Source organism: Paenibacillus sp. FSL R7-0179 (genome assembly GCF_038002265.1).
Lineage (GTDB): Bacteria > Bacillota > Bacilli > Paenibacillales > Paenibacillaceae > Paenibacillus_AQ.
The window spans coordinates 2,215,825-2,231,461 of sequence record NZ_JBBOCC010000002.1 but is presented as its reverse complement, the minus strand read 5'-3'; the positions used below and the strand labels follow the sequence as shown (position 1 = coordinate 2,231,461).

Genomic DNA, 15,637 nt, shown 5'->3' with positions numbered 1-15,637 from the left:
ATTGTAACACTTTTCCGGTCTGAATACAACACATCATTCACAACTTTTTCCTGTACCAGCTCTTTGTTTGTATATCCGCTCTTAGTGTCGCTGAATTGAGTTCAATTATGCACCTTCCACTATTTTCTATAAGCTATTCTGGAGGTTTAGAAACAACGGCTAACATATCGTATATACAACCCTGTCATAAATAAGCTACAATGATTCAGCTAAAATACAGAAAGAAGGTTAAGCTATGCGCGTCCCGCTTCATAACCGCACAACTCATATGGTGAAGCTCACCTTAATGATGCTCCTCTCTTCCCTCCTCATCCTCAGCGGGTGTGAAGACTCCGCTTCTTCTGCCTTGAACGCTGTTCCAGCCGCCGCCGGGGCCGTGACCCCTGCTACAGAACCCGGAGAACCAGTATCCTTCTGGGTCGCCACCGATACACATTATCTGGACAAAGCCCTGGAGGACGGTGGGCAGGCCTTCCAGACTTATGTCACAGGCGGCGATGGCAAAATGCTTCCTTACAGCGATGAGCTGACCGAAGCCCTGGTCCGGGATGTGGAACAGAACAAGCCGGCCTTCCTCATTCTGAGCGGCGACCTTACGAATAACGGGGAAGCAGGTAGTCATGAGGAGCTGGCTGCGAAGCTGCACCGGATGGAAGCTGCGGGAACCCGCGTCTACGTCATTCCGGGCAACCATGATATCAACAACCCCTGGGCCAGATCGTTCGACGGTGACAAGCAGGTCGTGGCCAAGCATATTAACGTAGAGGATTTCCTGCGCATCTATGACGATTTCGGATATAACGAGGCGGTCTCGCGGGATGCGGACAGCTTAAGCTATGCGGTGAAGGCCGCACCCGGCCTGTGGCTGCTGATGCTTGACAGTGCGCAGTATGCTCATAACGAAGAATATAATTTTCCGCAGACCGACGGCCGCCTTCTGCCCTCCACCCTTGCCTGGATTGACGATAATGTGAAGCTGGCCGCTCAGGAGCATGCAGCTGTGATTACCGTGATGCATCATAATCTGCTGAGCCACACCTCCATGGCCGTATCCGGGTTCAAGCTTAATAACAGTCAGGAGACGATGAAGGCTTTTCGCCGGAACGGGCTAAATCTGGTGTTGTCCGGGCATATTCATATGCAGGATATCCGCCGCGATCCTCCAGAAGCCTCTATAGATCCGGCCTTACCTGTCTATGATATTGCTACAAGCGCCATGGCGGTGAATCCGCACCAGTACGGCAGAATGACCTTCGATCCCGCATCACGGGCCGTGACCTACCATACCACTCAAGTAGATGTTGACGGCTGGGCCAAGGCCAACCACAAGACCGATCCGCACCTGCTGAACTTCAAAGCGTATGCGGAGCAGATCTTCGCAGAGAACTCGTATGACAAAGCGATGAGCCGGCTTAAGGAGAGCAGCTTCACAGAAGCGCAGAAGCAGTTGATGGCTGAGGTGATGTCGAAGCTGAACGTGAAGTATTTTGCCGGGAATGCTGCTGATTCGCTGGAGGAGATTCGGGCGATGCCGGGATTCAAGCTGTGGGAGAGTATGGAGGGCGGCTTCATGTCCGGATATATCCGCAGTATGGCGGAGCACGCAGAAGAGAGCAATACCTCGCTGGAGATGGTTCTGACTACACAATAGCTGACAGCAAAGCCTCCCTTCCGGTGTACGAAAGCGAGGCTTGTTCCAGGCTTATGCTTCTATGAACTGGAGCGCACACTCTGTATGATGATCGGCAATTCCTTGTGCGAGCTGCTGGTCAGGGAAGCCTCGGTGAACTAGCTTCAACCCGCCTGAGATTAATGAGAGATGATGATGGAACTTATAGAACAGCTTCCGGTTCTCATCGAGCTGAACATCTTTCAGATAGCGGTAGTGCTTCCCAAAACGCATCTCCAGGAAGCTGTGTTCGTGTTCAATATCATAGAATTCGGCTCCTTCAATATCAATCAGGTAAGGCTCCAGCTGATCCGTTACGATCACATGATTGGGTCCAAGCTCCCCGTGAATGAATCCGTAGCTGTTTCGGGGTACTATTTTGGACTCCAGACTATATAGTTTGTCGAGCAGTTTCCCTTGATTCTTACGGATGGCTTCCACATGCTCTGCGGCGTAAGTTAGCTGTTCGATCCCATTGTATAATTGATGCAAATGACATTGTGTGTTGTTAGGCGCAGTCTGATCCGGTTTACCGTAGGTTCTGCTCTGAATCCTATGCATGGCATGAATCATCTCTCCCACCTGCTGGAAGACCTTATCCTGAACCTTACGGTCCGGATGCTTGAAATATCCCCCGGCCTCTTGTCCGGCTACATACTCAACCAGCGCATAATCGAAATCGTACCGGTCTCTGTCCTTATTCAAATCATAGAGTATTGGTGTGCGGATCGCATGCTCTATCAAGAACCTGTTATTACTCTCAAATAATTCACTCCCATAGGACTCTGCATGCAGGTTATGATTAACGATTTCTTCCTGAAAATAATTCATGATCAGGTCCCACACGTACAGAATACAGGAGAACCCATTGCTGCAGTCGAGCTTATAGACCACCTTCTGGGCACCGCCCTCCATCCTGCTGACCTTTACGACTGTATAACTCGTGCCTAAGACCTTCTCCACATACTCCTGCAACTCAGCAGTCCCCAGATGACATTGAAATTTCAAGTAACCACACTCCGCTTCTTCTTGTATTGCCGGCTACTTCACTCTATTCCATTCCAGGAAAAAAATATAGACTGTTTCTTTGCGCTCTGTTATTATGTTGAATTAGGTCTTGGAAAAAATAGGAATGCATATTTTTGCTTTATATTTACGGATAACAGGGCTATGCCTTACGCTTACTTTGCGGTTCGCACTGGAGTAATTAGAAAAAAAGTTGAAGAAAGATCATTCAACGGATGTATGACTATCGGGCTCATTTTACCGGTGAATCTCAACCGTATGAACTCGCTACTCGTACCATGAAGGATGTCTGCAACATACTTTCCATTTAGCGAGATCGTGAAATCCTCCCCGTTCTTCTCGAGTATAGATACCTCGTCCTCAATATCTCCAATTTCTGCGGTTTGGGATAACAATCGTAGTCTGTCGGCAGTGGTCTCTAACCTTACAATACTTTCACTGGCCAATACCGTCGTCCGTTCTACCGCTTTTAACAGAGGATCTATTCTAATTGTAATCTCTGATATAAAAGTGTGCGGAATCACATGGTGCAGGGACGGGTACTCCCCTTCAATTAAAGCAGATTGAACCATAATATGGTTAGCAGTGAATCTAACATGACGATTGGTTACTTCAACTTCTGTTGTTCTGGCCTCGCCGTCCATAATTTTAACCGCTTCAATTAAATTTCTGCCAGGAATAATAATATGCCTCTCCATCTCAGCTTCATGTTCCACATCTATAGTCCGGGAAGCTAGACGTATACCGTTAGTAGCCGTTAACTGTAGACGATGATTTCGATATTGAAAAGACACTCCTGTCAACACAGGCCTATGTTCTGATGAAGAAGCTGCCCCTGCCACCTGTAGGATGGAAGCCTTCAATGTATGATTTGTAACTACAAATTTAGTTGCAGCATTGTTCTCAGCAGGGTGTATCGCCGGATAATCTGCGGCATCTATTCCGCATAACCGAATTCGTGTATGTTCTGAGGAGATGGTAAGCATTAAGGAACTGTCGACTTCCAAAGTAATCATACCAGAGTCAGACTTACGTATAATTTCGCAGAAATACTTTGCCGGTACAACTACCTCCCCATTGCTCTGAAGCGTCAAGGTTGTATTCTCTTGAGGAATGCGATATTGGATAGTCATACTGCTATTGCTTGCGGTAACTATAAGTTCATTCATTCGAGCTTGTATATGAACGCCTGTCAGTATGGAAATCACATGGTTTGCCGGCACAGCCCTTAACACTTGCTGAAGAGCTTTGAGAAGAATATCCTTGCTGACGTTGACCCGCACTGGCTTCACCCGCTTCCATAAACTACATTACAAATCGGTAGATTCAATCAGAGATCGGATCAGCTCCGACCGGGACAATTTATGCTCTGCGCAATGCTGTTCGACCTTCTCCCAAAGCTCATTAGTTAAGGTTACCGAGACTTTTTTCGTTACACCTATGTTCTTGCGGCCTGCTCCCTCCCGGGGACCTCCTCTTGCAGACATGAATCCTAATTGACCTTCTTTATTGGAAAGACCTATTTTCAAATCATTTTGACTCAATTTGACTTGTCTCCTCTTTTTTTGAATTAGGTTACCTATTTCAATATCTATATTACTATTTTATCATACGATCAATGGGCTTACAATGTTAGGATTGGATGATTCTGGTGGCAAAAAGAAACCCACAACAAAAAACTGACCCTGCAAAGTTGCAACGGCCAGTTCTATATAGAGCGATCACATTCCCCCGATCACCATTCCACCCGCCGCACCGGCTAACACAACCAACCAAGGCGGCAGCTTCCAGAAGACCAGCATTATGAACAGAATGATAGCCAAGGCAAAGTCCAGCGGGGCGAGGATGGCTGTCGTCCACAGGGGATCGTACCAGGCGGCAAGCAGGATACCGACCACAGCGGCATTGATTCCGGTTAAGGCTCCTTGAATCCGGGGGCTCCTTCTTAAGCTGTTCCAAAAAGGCAGTGCGCCTGCAACCAGCAGAAAGGCTGGCAGGAAAATTGCGAGCGTGGCCAGGGTGGCCCCGGGAACACCGTCGGTCATTGCTCCAAGATAGGCTGCAAAAGTGAACAACGGACCCGGTACAGCCTGCGTGGCCCCGTATCCCGCCAAGAAATCGGCTGGGCTCACCCAGCCTGTAGGAACTACTTCTTGTTCCAGCAGCGGAAGCACGACATGTCCGCCGCCGAATACCAAAGCACCGGAACGATAAAAGCTGTCAAATATCGCTATTCCTCCAGTCTCCGCCGTCCCTCTTAGGAATGGGAGGACAATCAGGAGTAAGCCGAACAACGCTAAACAAATGATGCCGGAGGACCGGCGAATGGGGACCGGAACATTCGTCAAACTCTCCGCAGAACTGTGGCGGTACAGCCATAACCCGGCTATGCCCGCTGCAGCAATCGATAGAATCTGACTGTAGCCGGTCTGCCACGATAATGTAACAGCTGCCGCAATAGCCGCGATGGTCACTCTTTCCCGGTCCGGGGTCAGCTTCTGCCCCATGCCAAGGATGGCTTGGGCAACAATCGCGACAGCTACGATTTTCAGTCCGTGAATCCAGCCAGCACCGGCAATATCATAGCCCTGAAGCAGGAAGGCAAACGCGGCCAGTACCAGGACAGAGGGCAAAGTGAAGCCCAGCCAAGCGACCAACCCGCCCAGCCAGCCTGCCCGCACCATCCCGATGCCAATCCCCACCTGACTGCTCGCCGGACCGGGAAGGAACTGACAGAGCGCTACCAGATCCGCATAGCTTCGTTCATCCATCCATTTCCGGCGGCGGATATACTCATTGTGGAAATAACCCAGATGGGCGACCGGTCCGCCGAAGGAGGTAAGACCCAGTTTGGCGGATACAAGCAGGATCTCAAGTAACACCCCAGCCTTCCCCCTCCGATGGTCTCCCGGCACCGCCTGCTTCTCTGCTTGCATATCTATTGCTCCCTTGACCCTAGAATGTATACCTCATTCCAGACTATCATCCGAGTTCAAGCATTAGATAAAAGGTAGAGCAGTGTTCTGTAAATGTTCTGTAAAAAGCGGCTGCTAAGGTGTAAGCTTGACACTCTCCAGCCGGTCGATCAGCCTACGAAGGCCAGCTTCATCCGCTCCAGACGGACGGACATCCTCGCCCAGCAGCTTATCCACCTCTTCTCTGGTAAATGTGAAGCTGTAACTTATCCCTTCATCCGCAAGCGAATAATGAATGATATCTGCATTATCGATGAGGGTGAACAGCAGGACCGAATTCTTCAGGAGAGGGTCACGGCTTACTGCCTGAAGCTCATCGTTCCACATTCCCTTAATATCATTCACTGTATAATTGACGGTTAATGCATACGGGCGGGAGCCGGTTGTCAGCTCAATGCCTGCCCTCTCCAGTCCTTCCGGCAGCGGCATTGCACCAAGCAGCGCTGTGACTTTGCTGGCGTCCCCAATATACTTTGTTTTGCTCTCCAGCAGCTGATCCACCGCATAACCGGAATCTAACACCTGCGCCGGGGGCTCCACAGTCTTCGGATTGGCTGTACATCCAATAAGCAAGATCACAATAAGCAGGGTACAAGCGGCCATACTCCTTGAAGTCGGTTTACGGTACGCCAGAATATGCTTGATCCGGGCCTTCACACTGCTCTCGCCAAAAGCCAGCGGGCTGCCGGTCATAAGACCGCTCCGGCGGGCTGAGAAGCCAAGCAGGGAGCCTGAGTAGCTGCTTTTAACCTGCGGACCCAGCTTCCGGATCACCACTTCATCGCAGGACATCTCCATATCCTTGCTCATGAGCACAAAAGACAGCCACATCAGCGGATTGAACCAGTGGAGAATGACCAGCAGGAACATCAGCGGCTTGACCAGATAATCCCGCCGGTCAATATGAGTCTGCTCATGCAGCAGAATATGGGACAGCTCCTGTTCGCTCACTCCGGCCGGAATGTAGATCCTTGGCTTCAAGAAGCCGAAGACGAAAGGAGTCATAATCTGGTCGGTCTCAAAAACATGCCCATTCACCAGGGTTGCCGTACGGACTCTGCGCATGATTCTTACATAAGAGAACACGCTGTACAGCAGCAGTGTTATAGCGCCTGTCAGCCAGATCATACTGCCGGCCCACAGGATGATCTGCACCGGATTCACGCTTGCTGCAGGTGAAGCCGGCGGAAGCAGGCTGTTCAACAGACTTCCATGAGAAGCTGTTCCGGTCTCCACCGCAGGCTGTGCTTGCATCCCGATGTTCTTCGGAACGAATTGCAGCTGCCCTGTGCCGGACGGGCCCGCAGGCCCTGCCAGCTTCAGGATACTGAAGCTTGAAGTGAAGCTAACCGGAAGGATCAGCCTGATCATTACTGCTGACCACAGCATATAGGAGAAGATTTTGGGAGCGCGCCGCAGCAGGACTCTCGCCAGCATCACGGCGACGGCCACATAACTGGCGGTAATGCTCATGTTCAGAATACTGATCCACAGGTCCGTCATTGAGAGGCCTCCTCGATAATCCTCTTCAGCTCCGCAGCTTCCTTGGCCGATAATTTCTTATCCCCGAGAAAAGCAGTCAAAAACTGCGGCAACGAGCCGCCAAAGGCTTTGTCCACGACCGTCCGGCTCTCATGCCGCTGTGCTTCCGACTTCGGGATGATGGCGGTGACCACAGCCCCTTCGTTCCTGAGAATTCCCCGCTCACATAGCTTTCTTAACACGGTATAGGTCGTGGACTTCTTCCAGCCCAGTACCGCTAGACTCAGCTTCACCAGCTCAGTGGAATTAATCGGTTCATGGTCCCAGATCAGGCAAGCAAATTTATATTCGGCATCATATAATTTGTAGGGTTCCATCCTGTTCACTCCTTATAAGTTTATTGCAGTAGACCTACTGATGTTAAGTCTATTGCAGTAAACCTATATTGTCAAGGATACACCCGTTACCTCCAGCACAAAATAACCCCACAAAGCGGGGATTTAGCTTCGATGATAAATCAGGTACTTTGCGGGGACCCCAAAACACATAAATTCTTATCTATCAAAAGAAGCCGGAACCGCCTGATTGCTCAGGGGTCCCGGCTTCTTGATTATTGCCTTACTTCTTACGGACGTTCGATCCAGATATAGCCGTCATCATCTACTTCAACCGTAGCATGCAGGCCTTCGGCCAATACACGCAGCGGCACATTAGCATCTCCGTACTCATCTACGAATACCGCTAACGGAAGCTTCACGGTCTTGCCGGCAATTAGTGCCTGCGCGGAACCGATTTTGAATACGAGCTGATCGCCGTATACATCATCGGTAACCTTGATCGACTTGTTAGGTCCATCCCACTCTACCTTAGCATCCAGATCCTCTGCGACATAGCGCAGCGGAACATAGGTAGTGCCATTCTTCACAACCGGATAATAATAATCGTCGTCCGGTGCGATCATCAGGCTCTTAGCGGTGATTCCCATCTCTTCTTTGAGCAGCTTATATACCTGTGAATTAGGTTCGAAGCTTCTCAGGGTCTCCCCTGGAGTAAGATCTCCCATGGAGTAATCAATTGCACCTGTTGTGCTGATCGCATCAGCGGTAACAGGACCGTTCACATTCCAAGTTTCGGATACCAGCTTCATGTTGATGCTCTGCAGCGGCAGATATTCATCGGCCGGAAGAGCGACATTGAAGTCGATGTTCTGTTTGCGGACATGGAAGCCGCTGTCCACGAAGATATCCGCGCTCAGCTTGGTATCCTTGCCTAGAACAGTCTTAAGTTCAGGAGTGCTCTCATAGAGGTTCTCCAATTGCTTGTCATAGACCAGCAGGAGAGCATCCACAGCCAGCTTGGCTGCATCATGCACTACGGTAACTACCCCTTCTTTGTCCTCCAGCGGAATATCGCCCAGACCAATGCTGTTCAGATCTTCAGCTCTGTCTTTGATGAGCGGATACATATAATCATATAGACCGCTGATCAGGGCAGTGAAGCCTTCGGTATCCTTAGACACAGATCTCAGGAAACTCTTAAGCAATACTGGAAGCTCTTCTCCTGTAATTTCCGTATGTAGCTTCGTCAAGCTGGTTGGCTGGCCGTATACGGATTCATTTACTGATGTCACTGTGATCGCACCCGGATTCGGAAGATTCTTGATCACAAACTGGGAGGCCAGCTTGGTGAATTCCAAAGTCTTGGCTGGATCAGTTACTTCCAGGCCAAGCAGCATTTCATTGCTCTGAAGCGGCATGTAGAACGGCTGCTTCGCACCTTCAGCGGTGAAGACCAGGTTCTTCTGGTCGGTGAAGAGGGAGAAAGGAATCTTGAACTCCTTGTAACCCACAACTCCTGTGGCCGAGACATTGCCGTTATCCTGAACCTTCACATGGCCGAGCGTAAGTGATAAGGAATTAATAAGATCAACAACTTCCCGGTCCTCTGCGGTGATGCCTGCGGCAGGAACAGCGCTCAGGGTCATCGTAGTGCTTGATTCAGAGGATTTAACATCCAGATCCCCCAGCAGTGCCTTATTGACATCGAAGCCGCCAACGCTCTGGCAGCCTGACAGAATCAGCAGCAGGGCGAGAATCGGCACCAGCCATTTGGTTCTTGCTTTCATTTTCTTCATAGCATGTCTCCTCTAGCTCATAATTTGGCAACGTACCCATCATCTCAGAGGAGCATCAATTTGTAAATACAGCACCTGGAAATGATGAACCCTCATACGCTAAATAAACTCCGCCATTCTATAAATACCCATTCTTTGAAAAAGAGAAACTTTACCATGGCAAGGATTGCTAAATGGGCCGGATAAAAGCTCCACCAGACCCAGCGCGGCAGACGTCTCTTCTCCAGCAGCACCCAAAAACCCGGGGTCAGCGCAATCAGAACGGTCGGAATAATGCTGGCCATCTGCACCAGCCAATTATAATAGAACAGATAGAATACATTCAGCGCCAAATGCGCCAGCACGAGCACATAAGAACGGGTATACCGGAAAATCAGCACCAGCAGCAGTCCGTAGGCATTGTAGTCAAGCGGCAGCGCATCCATCAGCAGCACAGCGGCTACCACTACTGGAATACCCGCCCACAGATTGGGCAGCTTATCAAGCAGGGCAAGGACCAGCGCTGAGAGGAGCAGGGTGAAGACGACGTTCCAGCCTCCCGGATGAATCGCCAGATTGTACGGAATTTGCGCCAGCACAGAGATCACAAACAGCCGCCGCAGATAGCGGGGTCTGGAGGAGGTATGAATATAGCCTTGCGCCAGCGCGTAGCAGTAGATCGGGAAGGCAATTCTCCCCACATATCTCCAGGCAAGCTCCCCCGGGAAAAAGATCAGCCCAACATGGTCAATCAGCATGGTCAGCATGGCAATAATCTGCATCTGTAGCCTCCTGTTACTATTCATGAAATATAAAACACCTTAGGTGCTATTATCCATGCTAGAGGCACCTGCTGCAAGCTGCGCGGGAAGACTTGAACGCCAAATAACCCCACAAAGTGGGGCTTTAGCGTAGGTGATGACTCAGGTACTTTGCGGGGACCCCAAAACATATAAATTCTGGCGAACAAGCCGGAGCCGCCCCATCTGGAGCAGTCCCGGCCCGTTTTTATCCTTAGTTCAGGCTGTCTTCGACTTGTTATAGATATCAAAGCCTACGGCAAGCAGGAGCACCAGTCCCTTGATTCCCTGCTGCCAGTCTACGCCGAGGCCGACAAGCGACATGCCGTTGTTCATGACGCCCATGACCAGACCGCCGATGATCGCGCCGACCACGGTTCCAATCCCCCCGGACGCTGATGCTCCGCCGATGAAGCAGGCGGCGATGGCGTCCAGCTCGAAGTTCGTACCGGCCTTAGGGGTGGCCGAGTTCAGGCGGGCCGCGAAGACCAGTCCGGACAGGGCCGCGAGTACACCCATGTTGACGAATACCCAGAAGGTCACCCGTTTGGTTTTGACGCCGGAGAGACTTGCCGCCTTCTCATTGCCGCCCAGGGCATAGATATGCCGCCCCATGGTCATATGGTTCATGACGAAGGAATAAATCACGATCAGCACCATCAGAATCACAAGGATATTAGGAATCCCGTTATATTGCGCCAGCACATAGGTGAACAGGTTGATGACGATCACCAGCGCTGCGGCCTTGGCAACGGACATCCAGACCGGAGATTGCTCGAAGCCGTACTTCACCGTGATCCGGCGGCTGCGGATTTCCTGATAGATCACCAGCAGCGACAGCAGAACGCCGATGATCAGAGTCAGCATATTCAGCGAACCCACGCTTGCGACATCGGGAATGAAGCCAGAGCTGATCTTCTGAAAAGCCTTAGGAAACGGTGCAATCGACTGCCCGTTCAGCACAATCATCGTCAGACCACGGAACAGCAGCATGCCCGCCAAGGTAACGATGAACGCCGGGATTTTGACATAAGCGACCCAGAAGCCCTGCCAGGCTCCGACCAGCGCACCCATCAGCAACGAGATGACTACCGCCAGTACCGGATTCAGCTCCATATCCACCATCATAATGGCCGACAGGGCCCCGATGAAGGCAGCTACCGAGCCGACCGAGAGGTCGATATGCCCAGTGATGATTACCAGCACCATCCCGATAGCCAGCACCAGGATGTAGCTGTTCTGCAGAATCAGGTTGGTCACGTTCAGCGGCTTCAGCAGAATGCCGTCCGTCAGAATTTGAAAGAACACCGAAATAAAGATCAAGGCAATGATCATGCCGTATTGGCGGATATTTTTTTTGAACAGTTCACTAATAGCTCCCATGCGGTGTTACCCCCTGCTTCGTGTCATGAATTTCATCAAAAGCTCCTGCGTGGCGTCCTTCCGCTCCACTTCCCCGCTGATCCGCCCTTCGCACATGGTGTAGATCCGGTCGCACATCCCGATAATTTCCGGCAGCTCGGAAGAAATGACCAGCACACCCTTCCCCTCTGCGGCCAGACTGTTGATAATGGAATAAATCTCATATTTCGCTCCAACATCAATGCCCCGGGTAGGCTCATCGAGGATCAGAACATCCGGCTGGGCGTAGATCCATTTGCTGAGCACCACCTTTTGCTGGTTGCCGCCGCTGAGATTCACGGTTTTTTGCAGGATGCTGGGGGTCTTGATGTTCAGCTTCTTGCGGTATTCCTCTGCGACCAGCACTTCCTCGTTCTCATTAATGACACCGTGACGGGAAAGCTTCTTCAGGCTGCTGAGCGAGATGTTCCGCTTGATATCATCGATCAGGATCAGGCCGTAATGCTTGCGGTCCTCGGTCACGTAGGCTAACCCGTTCTCAATCGCCTGACTGATGTTATTCAGGTGCACTTCCTTGCCGTGCATAAAAGTCTGGCCGCTGATCCGCTTGCCATATGACTTGCCGAACACACTCATCGCCAGCTCCGTACGCCCTGCGCCCATGAGCCCGGCAATACCGACTACCTCTCCGCGCCGGATGTGGAGATTGATCTGATCCAGCATTTTGCGGTCCGCCTGTGTCTCGTGATAGACATTCCAGTCGCGGATCTCGAAGATCGTCTCGCCTAGGTTAGGTGTCCGCTCAGGGTAACGGTTCGTCAGATCGCGCCCGACCATGCCTTTGATAATGACATCCTCGGTAACGGCATCCTGCTTCATATCCAAGGTTTTAATGGTCTGTCCATCCCGCAGAATCGTGACGGAATCCGCTATCTTCTCGATTTCGTTCAATTTGTGGGAAATGATAATCGAGGATATCCCCTGCTTCTTCAGCTCCAGAATGAGCAGCAGCAGATTCTCACTATCATCCTCATTCAGCGCCGCTGTCGGTTCATCGAGAATGAGCAGCTTCACTTCCTTGGAGAGCGCCTTTGCGATCTCTACAAGCTGCTGCTTGCCGACACCTATCGTTGAGACTCCTGTAAACGGCGATTCTTTGAGGCCGACGATGTTCAGCAGCGCCTTCGTCTTGACCGTCGTTTCGTTCCAGTTGATCACCCCGCGTCTGGCCTGCTCATTGCCGAGGAAGATGTTCTCCGAAATCGACAAATACGGAATCAGCGCCAGCTCCTGATGGATAATGACGATCCCCAGGCCCTCGCTGTCCTTGATATCCTTGAACTGGCATACCTGTCCCTGGTATAAAATATCCCCTTCATACGTCCCGTGCGGATACACGCCGCTAAGTACCTTCATCAGCGTGGACTTGCCTGCCCCGTTCTCTCCGCAAAGGGCATGGATCTCGCCTGCCTTCACCTGAAGATTGACGCCCGAGAGCGCTTTGACGCCAGGGAATGTCTTGGTAATGCCCTTCATCTCCAAAATAATCTCACTCACGTGCCTCTCACCCAGCTTTCCTTGTGACTGTGCAGCGGTTCTCCGGCGGCGCTCCTTGCACTTCACGGCTGCCGCCGGTACCCGCTAGACCTGCGCTATGACGGCTATTGTCCCAGCTGTTCCTTGGTATAGTAGCCGCCGTCTACCAGCACTTTATCCACGTTGCCTGCATCCACAGAGACCGGCTCCAGCAGGTAGGACGGGACGATTTTGACACCATTGTCGTAGGTAGTGGTATCGTTGACTTCGGCTTCGGTTCCCTTGAGTACACTCTCGGTCATCTCCACCGCCTTCTTAGCCAGCTCGCGGGTATCCTTGAATACCGACTGCGTCTGTTCTCCGGCCAAAATGGACTTCACGGAAGCCAGCTCGGCGTCCTGTCCGGTAACTACCGGAAGCTTCTTGTCGCCGGAGCCGTAGCCTACACCCTTGAGTGAAGACAGGATGCCGATGCTGATGCCATCGTATGGAGACAAGACGGCGTCCAGATTATCGCTTGCATAGTTCGCACTCAGCAGGTTATCCATCCGTGACTGGGCGGCGGCACCGTCCCAGCGCAGCGTAGCTACCTTATCCATTGTAAGCTGCTTGCTGCGGACCACCAGCTTGCCGGAATCGATGTACGGCTTCAGAATCGACATGGCGCCATCGAAGAAGAAATAGGCATTGTTGTCATCCGGCGATCCTCCGAACAGCTCGATGTTGAACGGGCCCTTGCCGTCCTTCAGGCCAAGCTTCTCCTCAATGTAGGAGCCCTGCAGCACGCCCACCTTGAAATTATCGAAGGTCGCATAGTAGTCTACGAATTCACTTTTTTTGATTAGACGGTCATAGGCGATGACCTTAACGTTGGCGTCATGTGCCTTCTGGAGCACATCCGTCAGCGCCTCGCCGTCAATTGAAGCGATTACAATGGCGTTCACGCCTTTGGTGATCATATTCTCAATCTGCGACACCTGGTTCTCGACAACATCTTCCGCATATTGCAGATCCGTCCCGTAGCCCAGCTTCTCGAACTCCTTGACCATGTTGTTGCCGTCATTCACCCAGCGCTCTGAAGATTTGGTCGGCATCGCAATGCCCACCTTGCCCTTGGATGTATCCCCGCCGCCGGAAGAGCTGCCGGCACTGCTGGATGAATTACCGCTGTTGCCGCATGCAGATAAGATGAGTACCAGTGTTAGCAGAAGCGTGATCATTGAATATCTTTTCATTCCTGCACTACCCCCTGAACTATTCTGATGTCTTCCACAGGTGTTCCCGTGTGACAAATCGAGTATAGCAACAGGGAGCACGTACCGTATTTACACTGAGGCTACTGTTTTTGTGAAAATATAACTTTATATATGCAAAAAGGAATGCCCCTCGCTTATAGATAGCTGCGGAAGCATTCCCCACTATTAATCTGATCTTCTATTACTTGCGTACCTCAGCCTGCACCCCTTTACGAAACTGCAGCGGAGCCACACCGGTCTGCTTCTTGAAGGCGGCGCTGAAATAATGCTGGGTCTCATAGCCCGACTGCTCGGCCACCTCGTTAATACTGAGGTCGGTTGAATGCAGAAGCTGGGCGGCCCTGCGGATACGGGTTTGGGTCAGATACGTGCCGAAGGATTCGCCCAGCTCCTGCTTGAACAGACGGCTCAGATAGACCGGGGAGGCTTGAAGCAGCCCTGCTGTCGCCTCCAGGGTAAGCCCGTATTCGCTGTAATGCTCCAGGATATGCTGCTTTGCCCTGCGGACGAGCGGCGATAGCGGCTGCTCCTTGACCAACGCCACCCGGCAGCTGCGGTAGGCGGCAGCCAGCTCAGTGATCTCTCCCAGGATCAGCCGGATGCCGACTTCAACGGCGATTTTGAGATGGCTGCGCACAGCCGCCTCCACTCCGGCCAGGATGCGCTCACCGGCGGCATCCCAGAGCAGGACAACAATCAGTCCGGCGGCGTCCCGGAACATCACCTTGGGATACGGGTCCAGCAGTTCGGTAGTGATATTCTCAATGGCGAACAGGAAGAGCTGCCGCTCCTTCTCCTTCATCGCCGGCTGCCGGCCCTCCCACCTCCAGCGGATGATGCCGATCAGCTCCGGCCGCTGCGGCGGGAGCTTGAGGAATTGCAGCTGCTCCCTGATCTCCGCCTGGCTGAGATTGCCGTCCAGCCATTCCTGGCAGAAGCGCTCGCGCAGCAGCGGGAAGTTCTTCATCAGCTGCCGGGAGGCCTGCTCCAGATGCTGGCTCTGCTGCCGCTCGGACTCCAGCTCATCGCGGACGCCCCGCAGCACCTGCATCAATTGTTTCGGCTCCGCGGGCTTGAGAATATAATCATTCACCTGCAGCCGGATCGACTCCTGTGCATACGCGAATTCATCGTGGCCGGTGATTACAATAATCTTGCAGCCGGGCAGCGCTTCCCGCAGCCGCTTCATCAGCTCCATGCCATGCATAATCGGCATGTTCAGATCGACCAGGGCGATATGAATGGCGTGCTCCACGGCCAGCTCCAGCGCCTCCTCCCCGTCTTCTGCCTCTGCGGCAACCTCCATACCGAGGCTATCCCAGTCCACGCATTGCCGGATGCCTTCCCGGATAATGCGCTCATCATCGGCAATGATTACTTTCCATTTGTCCATCATGTACAGATCATCCTCCTCTATC

General features: G+C 51.9%; 13 protein-coding genes. 1 reads left to right on the top strand and 12 read right to left on the bottom strand.

Annotated elements, in window-relative coordinates; genetic code table 11:
- Positions 1-235 precede the first annotated feature (235 nt).
- The gene (locus MKX63_RS26055; protein ID WP_341021260.1) at positions 236-1,651 is read left to right on the top strand and encodes a metallophosphoesterase; all 1,416 of its coding nucleotides are present in this window, start codon (positions 236-238) and stop codon (positions 1,649-1,651) included.
- Between the two features lie 51 nt (positions 1,652-1,702).
- Here MKX63_RS26055 and MKX63_RS26050 read toward each other — a convergent pair whose 3' ends face one another.
- The 12 genes from MKX63_RS26050 to MKX63_RS25995 form a co-directional block, all read right to left on the bottom strand.
- Entirely contained in the window at positions 1,703-2,632 is a 930-nt protein-coding gene (locus MKX63_RS26050; RefSeq protein ID WP_341023284.1) for a phosphotransferase, read from the bottom strand.
- Positions 2,633-2,850: 218 nt separating this feature from the next.
- Complete coding sequence (gene dnaN, locus MKX63_RS26045; RefSeq protein ID WP_341023282.1) at positions 2,851-3,978, bottom strand: DNA polymerase III subunit beta; 1,128 nt, start codon at positions 3,976-3,978, stop codon at positions 2,851-2,853.
- A 27-nt stretch (positions 3,979-4,005) separates the two neighbouring features.
- Positions 4,006-4,239, bottom strand: coding sequence for a ribbon-helix-helix domain-containing protein (locus MKX63_RS26040; RefSeq protein WP_341021259.1), 234 nt, complete (start codon positions 4,237-4,239; stop codon positions 4,006-4,008).
- Positions 4,240-4,416: 177 nt separating this feature from the next.
- A complete protein-coding gene (locus MKX63_RS26035; RefSeq protein ID WP_341021257.1) occupies positions 4,417-5,631 on the bottom strand; it encodes a chromate transporter in 1,215 nt (404 codons plus the stop codon).
- A 114-nt stretch (positions 5,632-5,745) separates the two neighbouring features.
- Complete coding sequence (locus MKX63_RS26030) at positions 5,746-7,173, bottom strand: M56 family metallopeptidase (protein WP_341021256.1); 1,428 nt, start codon at positions 7,171-7,173, stop codon at positions 5,746-5,748.
- Positions 7,170-7,529: a BlaI/MecI/CopY family transcriptional regulator gene (locus tag MKX63_RS26025; protein WP_341021254.1), complete on the bottom strand. Its 360-nt coding sequence runs from the start codon at positions 7,527-7,529 to the stop codon at positions 7,170-7,172. Before MKX63_RS26025 ends, MKX63_RS26030 begins: the two co-directional genes overlap by 4 nt.
- Before the next feature lie 248 nt (positions 7,530-7,777).
- Positions 7,778-9,286 (bottom strand): copper amine oxidase N-terminal domain-containing protein, encoded by a 1,509-nt coding sequence (locus MKX63_RS26020; protein WP_341021252.1) that lies wholly within the window; start codon positions 9,284-9,286, stop codon positions 7,778-7,780.
- 92 nt (positions 9,287-9,378) lie between these two features.
- Positions 9,379-10,047: a TraX family protein gene (locus tag MKX63_RS26015; protein ID WP_341021251.1), complete on the bottom strand. Its 669-nt coding sequence runs from the start codon at positions 10,045-10,047 to the stop codon at positions 9,379-9,381.
- 237 nt (positions 10,048-10,284) lie between these two features.
- On the bottom strand, positions 10,285-11,448 hold the full coding sequence (mmsB, locus tag MKX63_RS26010) for a multiple monosaccharide ABC transporter permease (RefSeq protein ID WP_341021249.1): 1,164 nt from the start codon (positions 11,446-11,448) through the stop codon (positions 10,285-10,287).
- Positions 11,449-11,454: 6 nt separating this feature from the next.
- Entirely contained in the window at positions 11,455-12,984 is a 1,530-nt protein-coding gene (mmsA, locus tag MKX63_RS26005) for a multiple monosaccharide ABC transporter ATP-binding protein (protein WP_341021247.1), read from the bottom strand.
- 104 nt (positions 12,985-13,088) lie between these two features.
- The gene (chvE, locus tag MKX63_RS26000) at positions 13,089-14,198 is read right to left on the bottom strand and encodes a multiple monosaccharide ABC transporter substrate-binding protein (protein ID WP_341021244.1); all 1,110 of its coding nucleotides are present in this window, start codon (positions 14,196-14,198) and stop codon (positions 13,089-13,091) included.
- A 202-nt stretch (positions 14,199-14,400) separates the two neighbouring features.
- On the bottom strand, positions 14,401-15,615 hold the full coding sequence (locus tag MKX63_RS25995; protein WP_341021242.1) for a response regulator: 1,215 nt from the start codon (positions 15,613-15,615) through the stop codon (positions 14,401-14,403).
- Positions 15,616-15,637: the final 22 nt, after the last annotated feature.

What these genes read in the sequence shown, in the direction of transcription:
- MKX63_RS26055 (WP_341021260.1), top strand. Translation starts at nt 236, where the DNA reads ATGCGCGTCCCGCTTCATAACCGCACAACTCATATGGTGAAGCTCACC.
- MKX63_RS26035 (WP_341021257.1), bottom strand. Translation starts at nt 5,631, where the DNA reads ATGCAAGCAGAGAAGCAGGCGGTGCCGGGAGACCATCGGAGGGGGAAG.
- MKX63_RS26030 (WP_341021256.1), bottom strand. Translation starts at nt 7,173, where the DNA reads ATGACGGACCTGTGGATCAGTATTCTGAACATGAGCATTACCGCCAGT.
- MKX63_RS26025 (WP_341021254.1), bottom strand. Translation starts at nt 7,529, where the DNA reads ATGGAACCCTACAAATTATATGATGCCGAATATAAATTTGCTTGCCTG.
- MKX63_RS26020 (WP_341021252.1), bottom strand. Translation starts at nt 9,286, where the DNA reads ATGAAGAAAATGAAAGCAAGAACCAAATGGCTGGTGCCGATTCTCGCC.
- MKX63_RS26015 (WP_341021251.1), bottom strand. Translation starts at nt 10,047, where the DNA reads ATGCAGATTATTGCCATGCTGACCATGCTGATTGACCATGTTGGGCTG.
- mmsB (WP_341021249.1), bottom strand. Translation starts at nt 11,448, where the DNA reads ATGGGAGCTATTAGTGAACTGTTCAAAAAAAATATCCGCCAATACGGC.
- chvE (WP_341021244.1), bottom strand. Translation starts at nt 14,198, where the DNA reads ATGAAAAGATATTCAATGATCACGCTTCTGCTAACACTGGTACTCATC.
- MKX63_RS25995 (WP_341021242.1), bottom strand. Translation starts at nt 15,615, where the DNA reads ATGATGGACAAATGGAAAGTAATCATTGCCGATGATGAGCGCATTATC.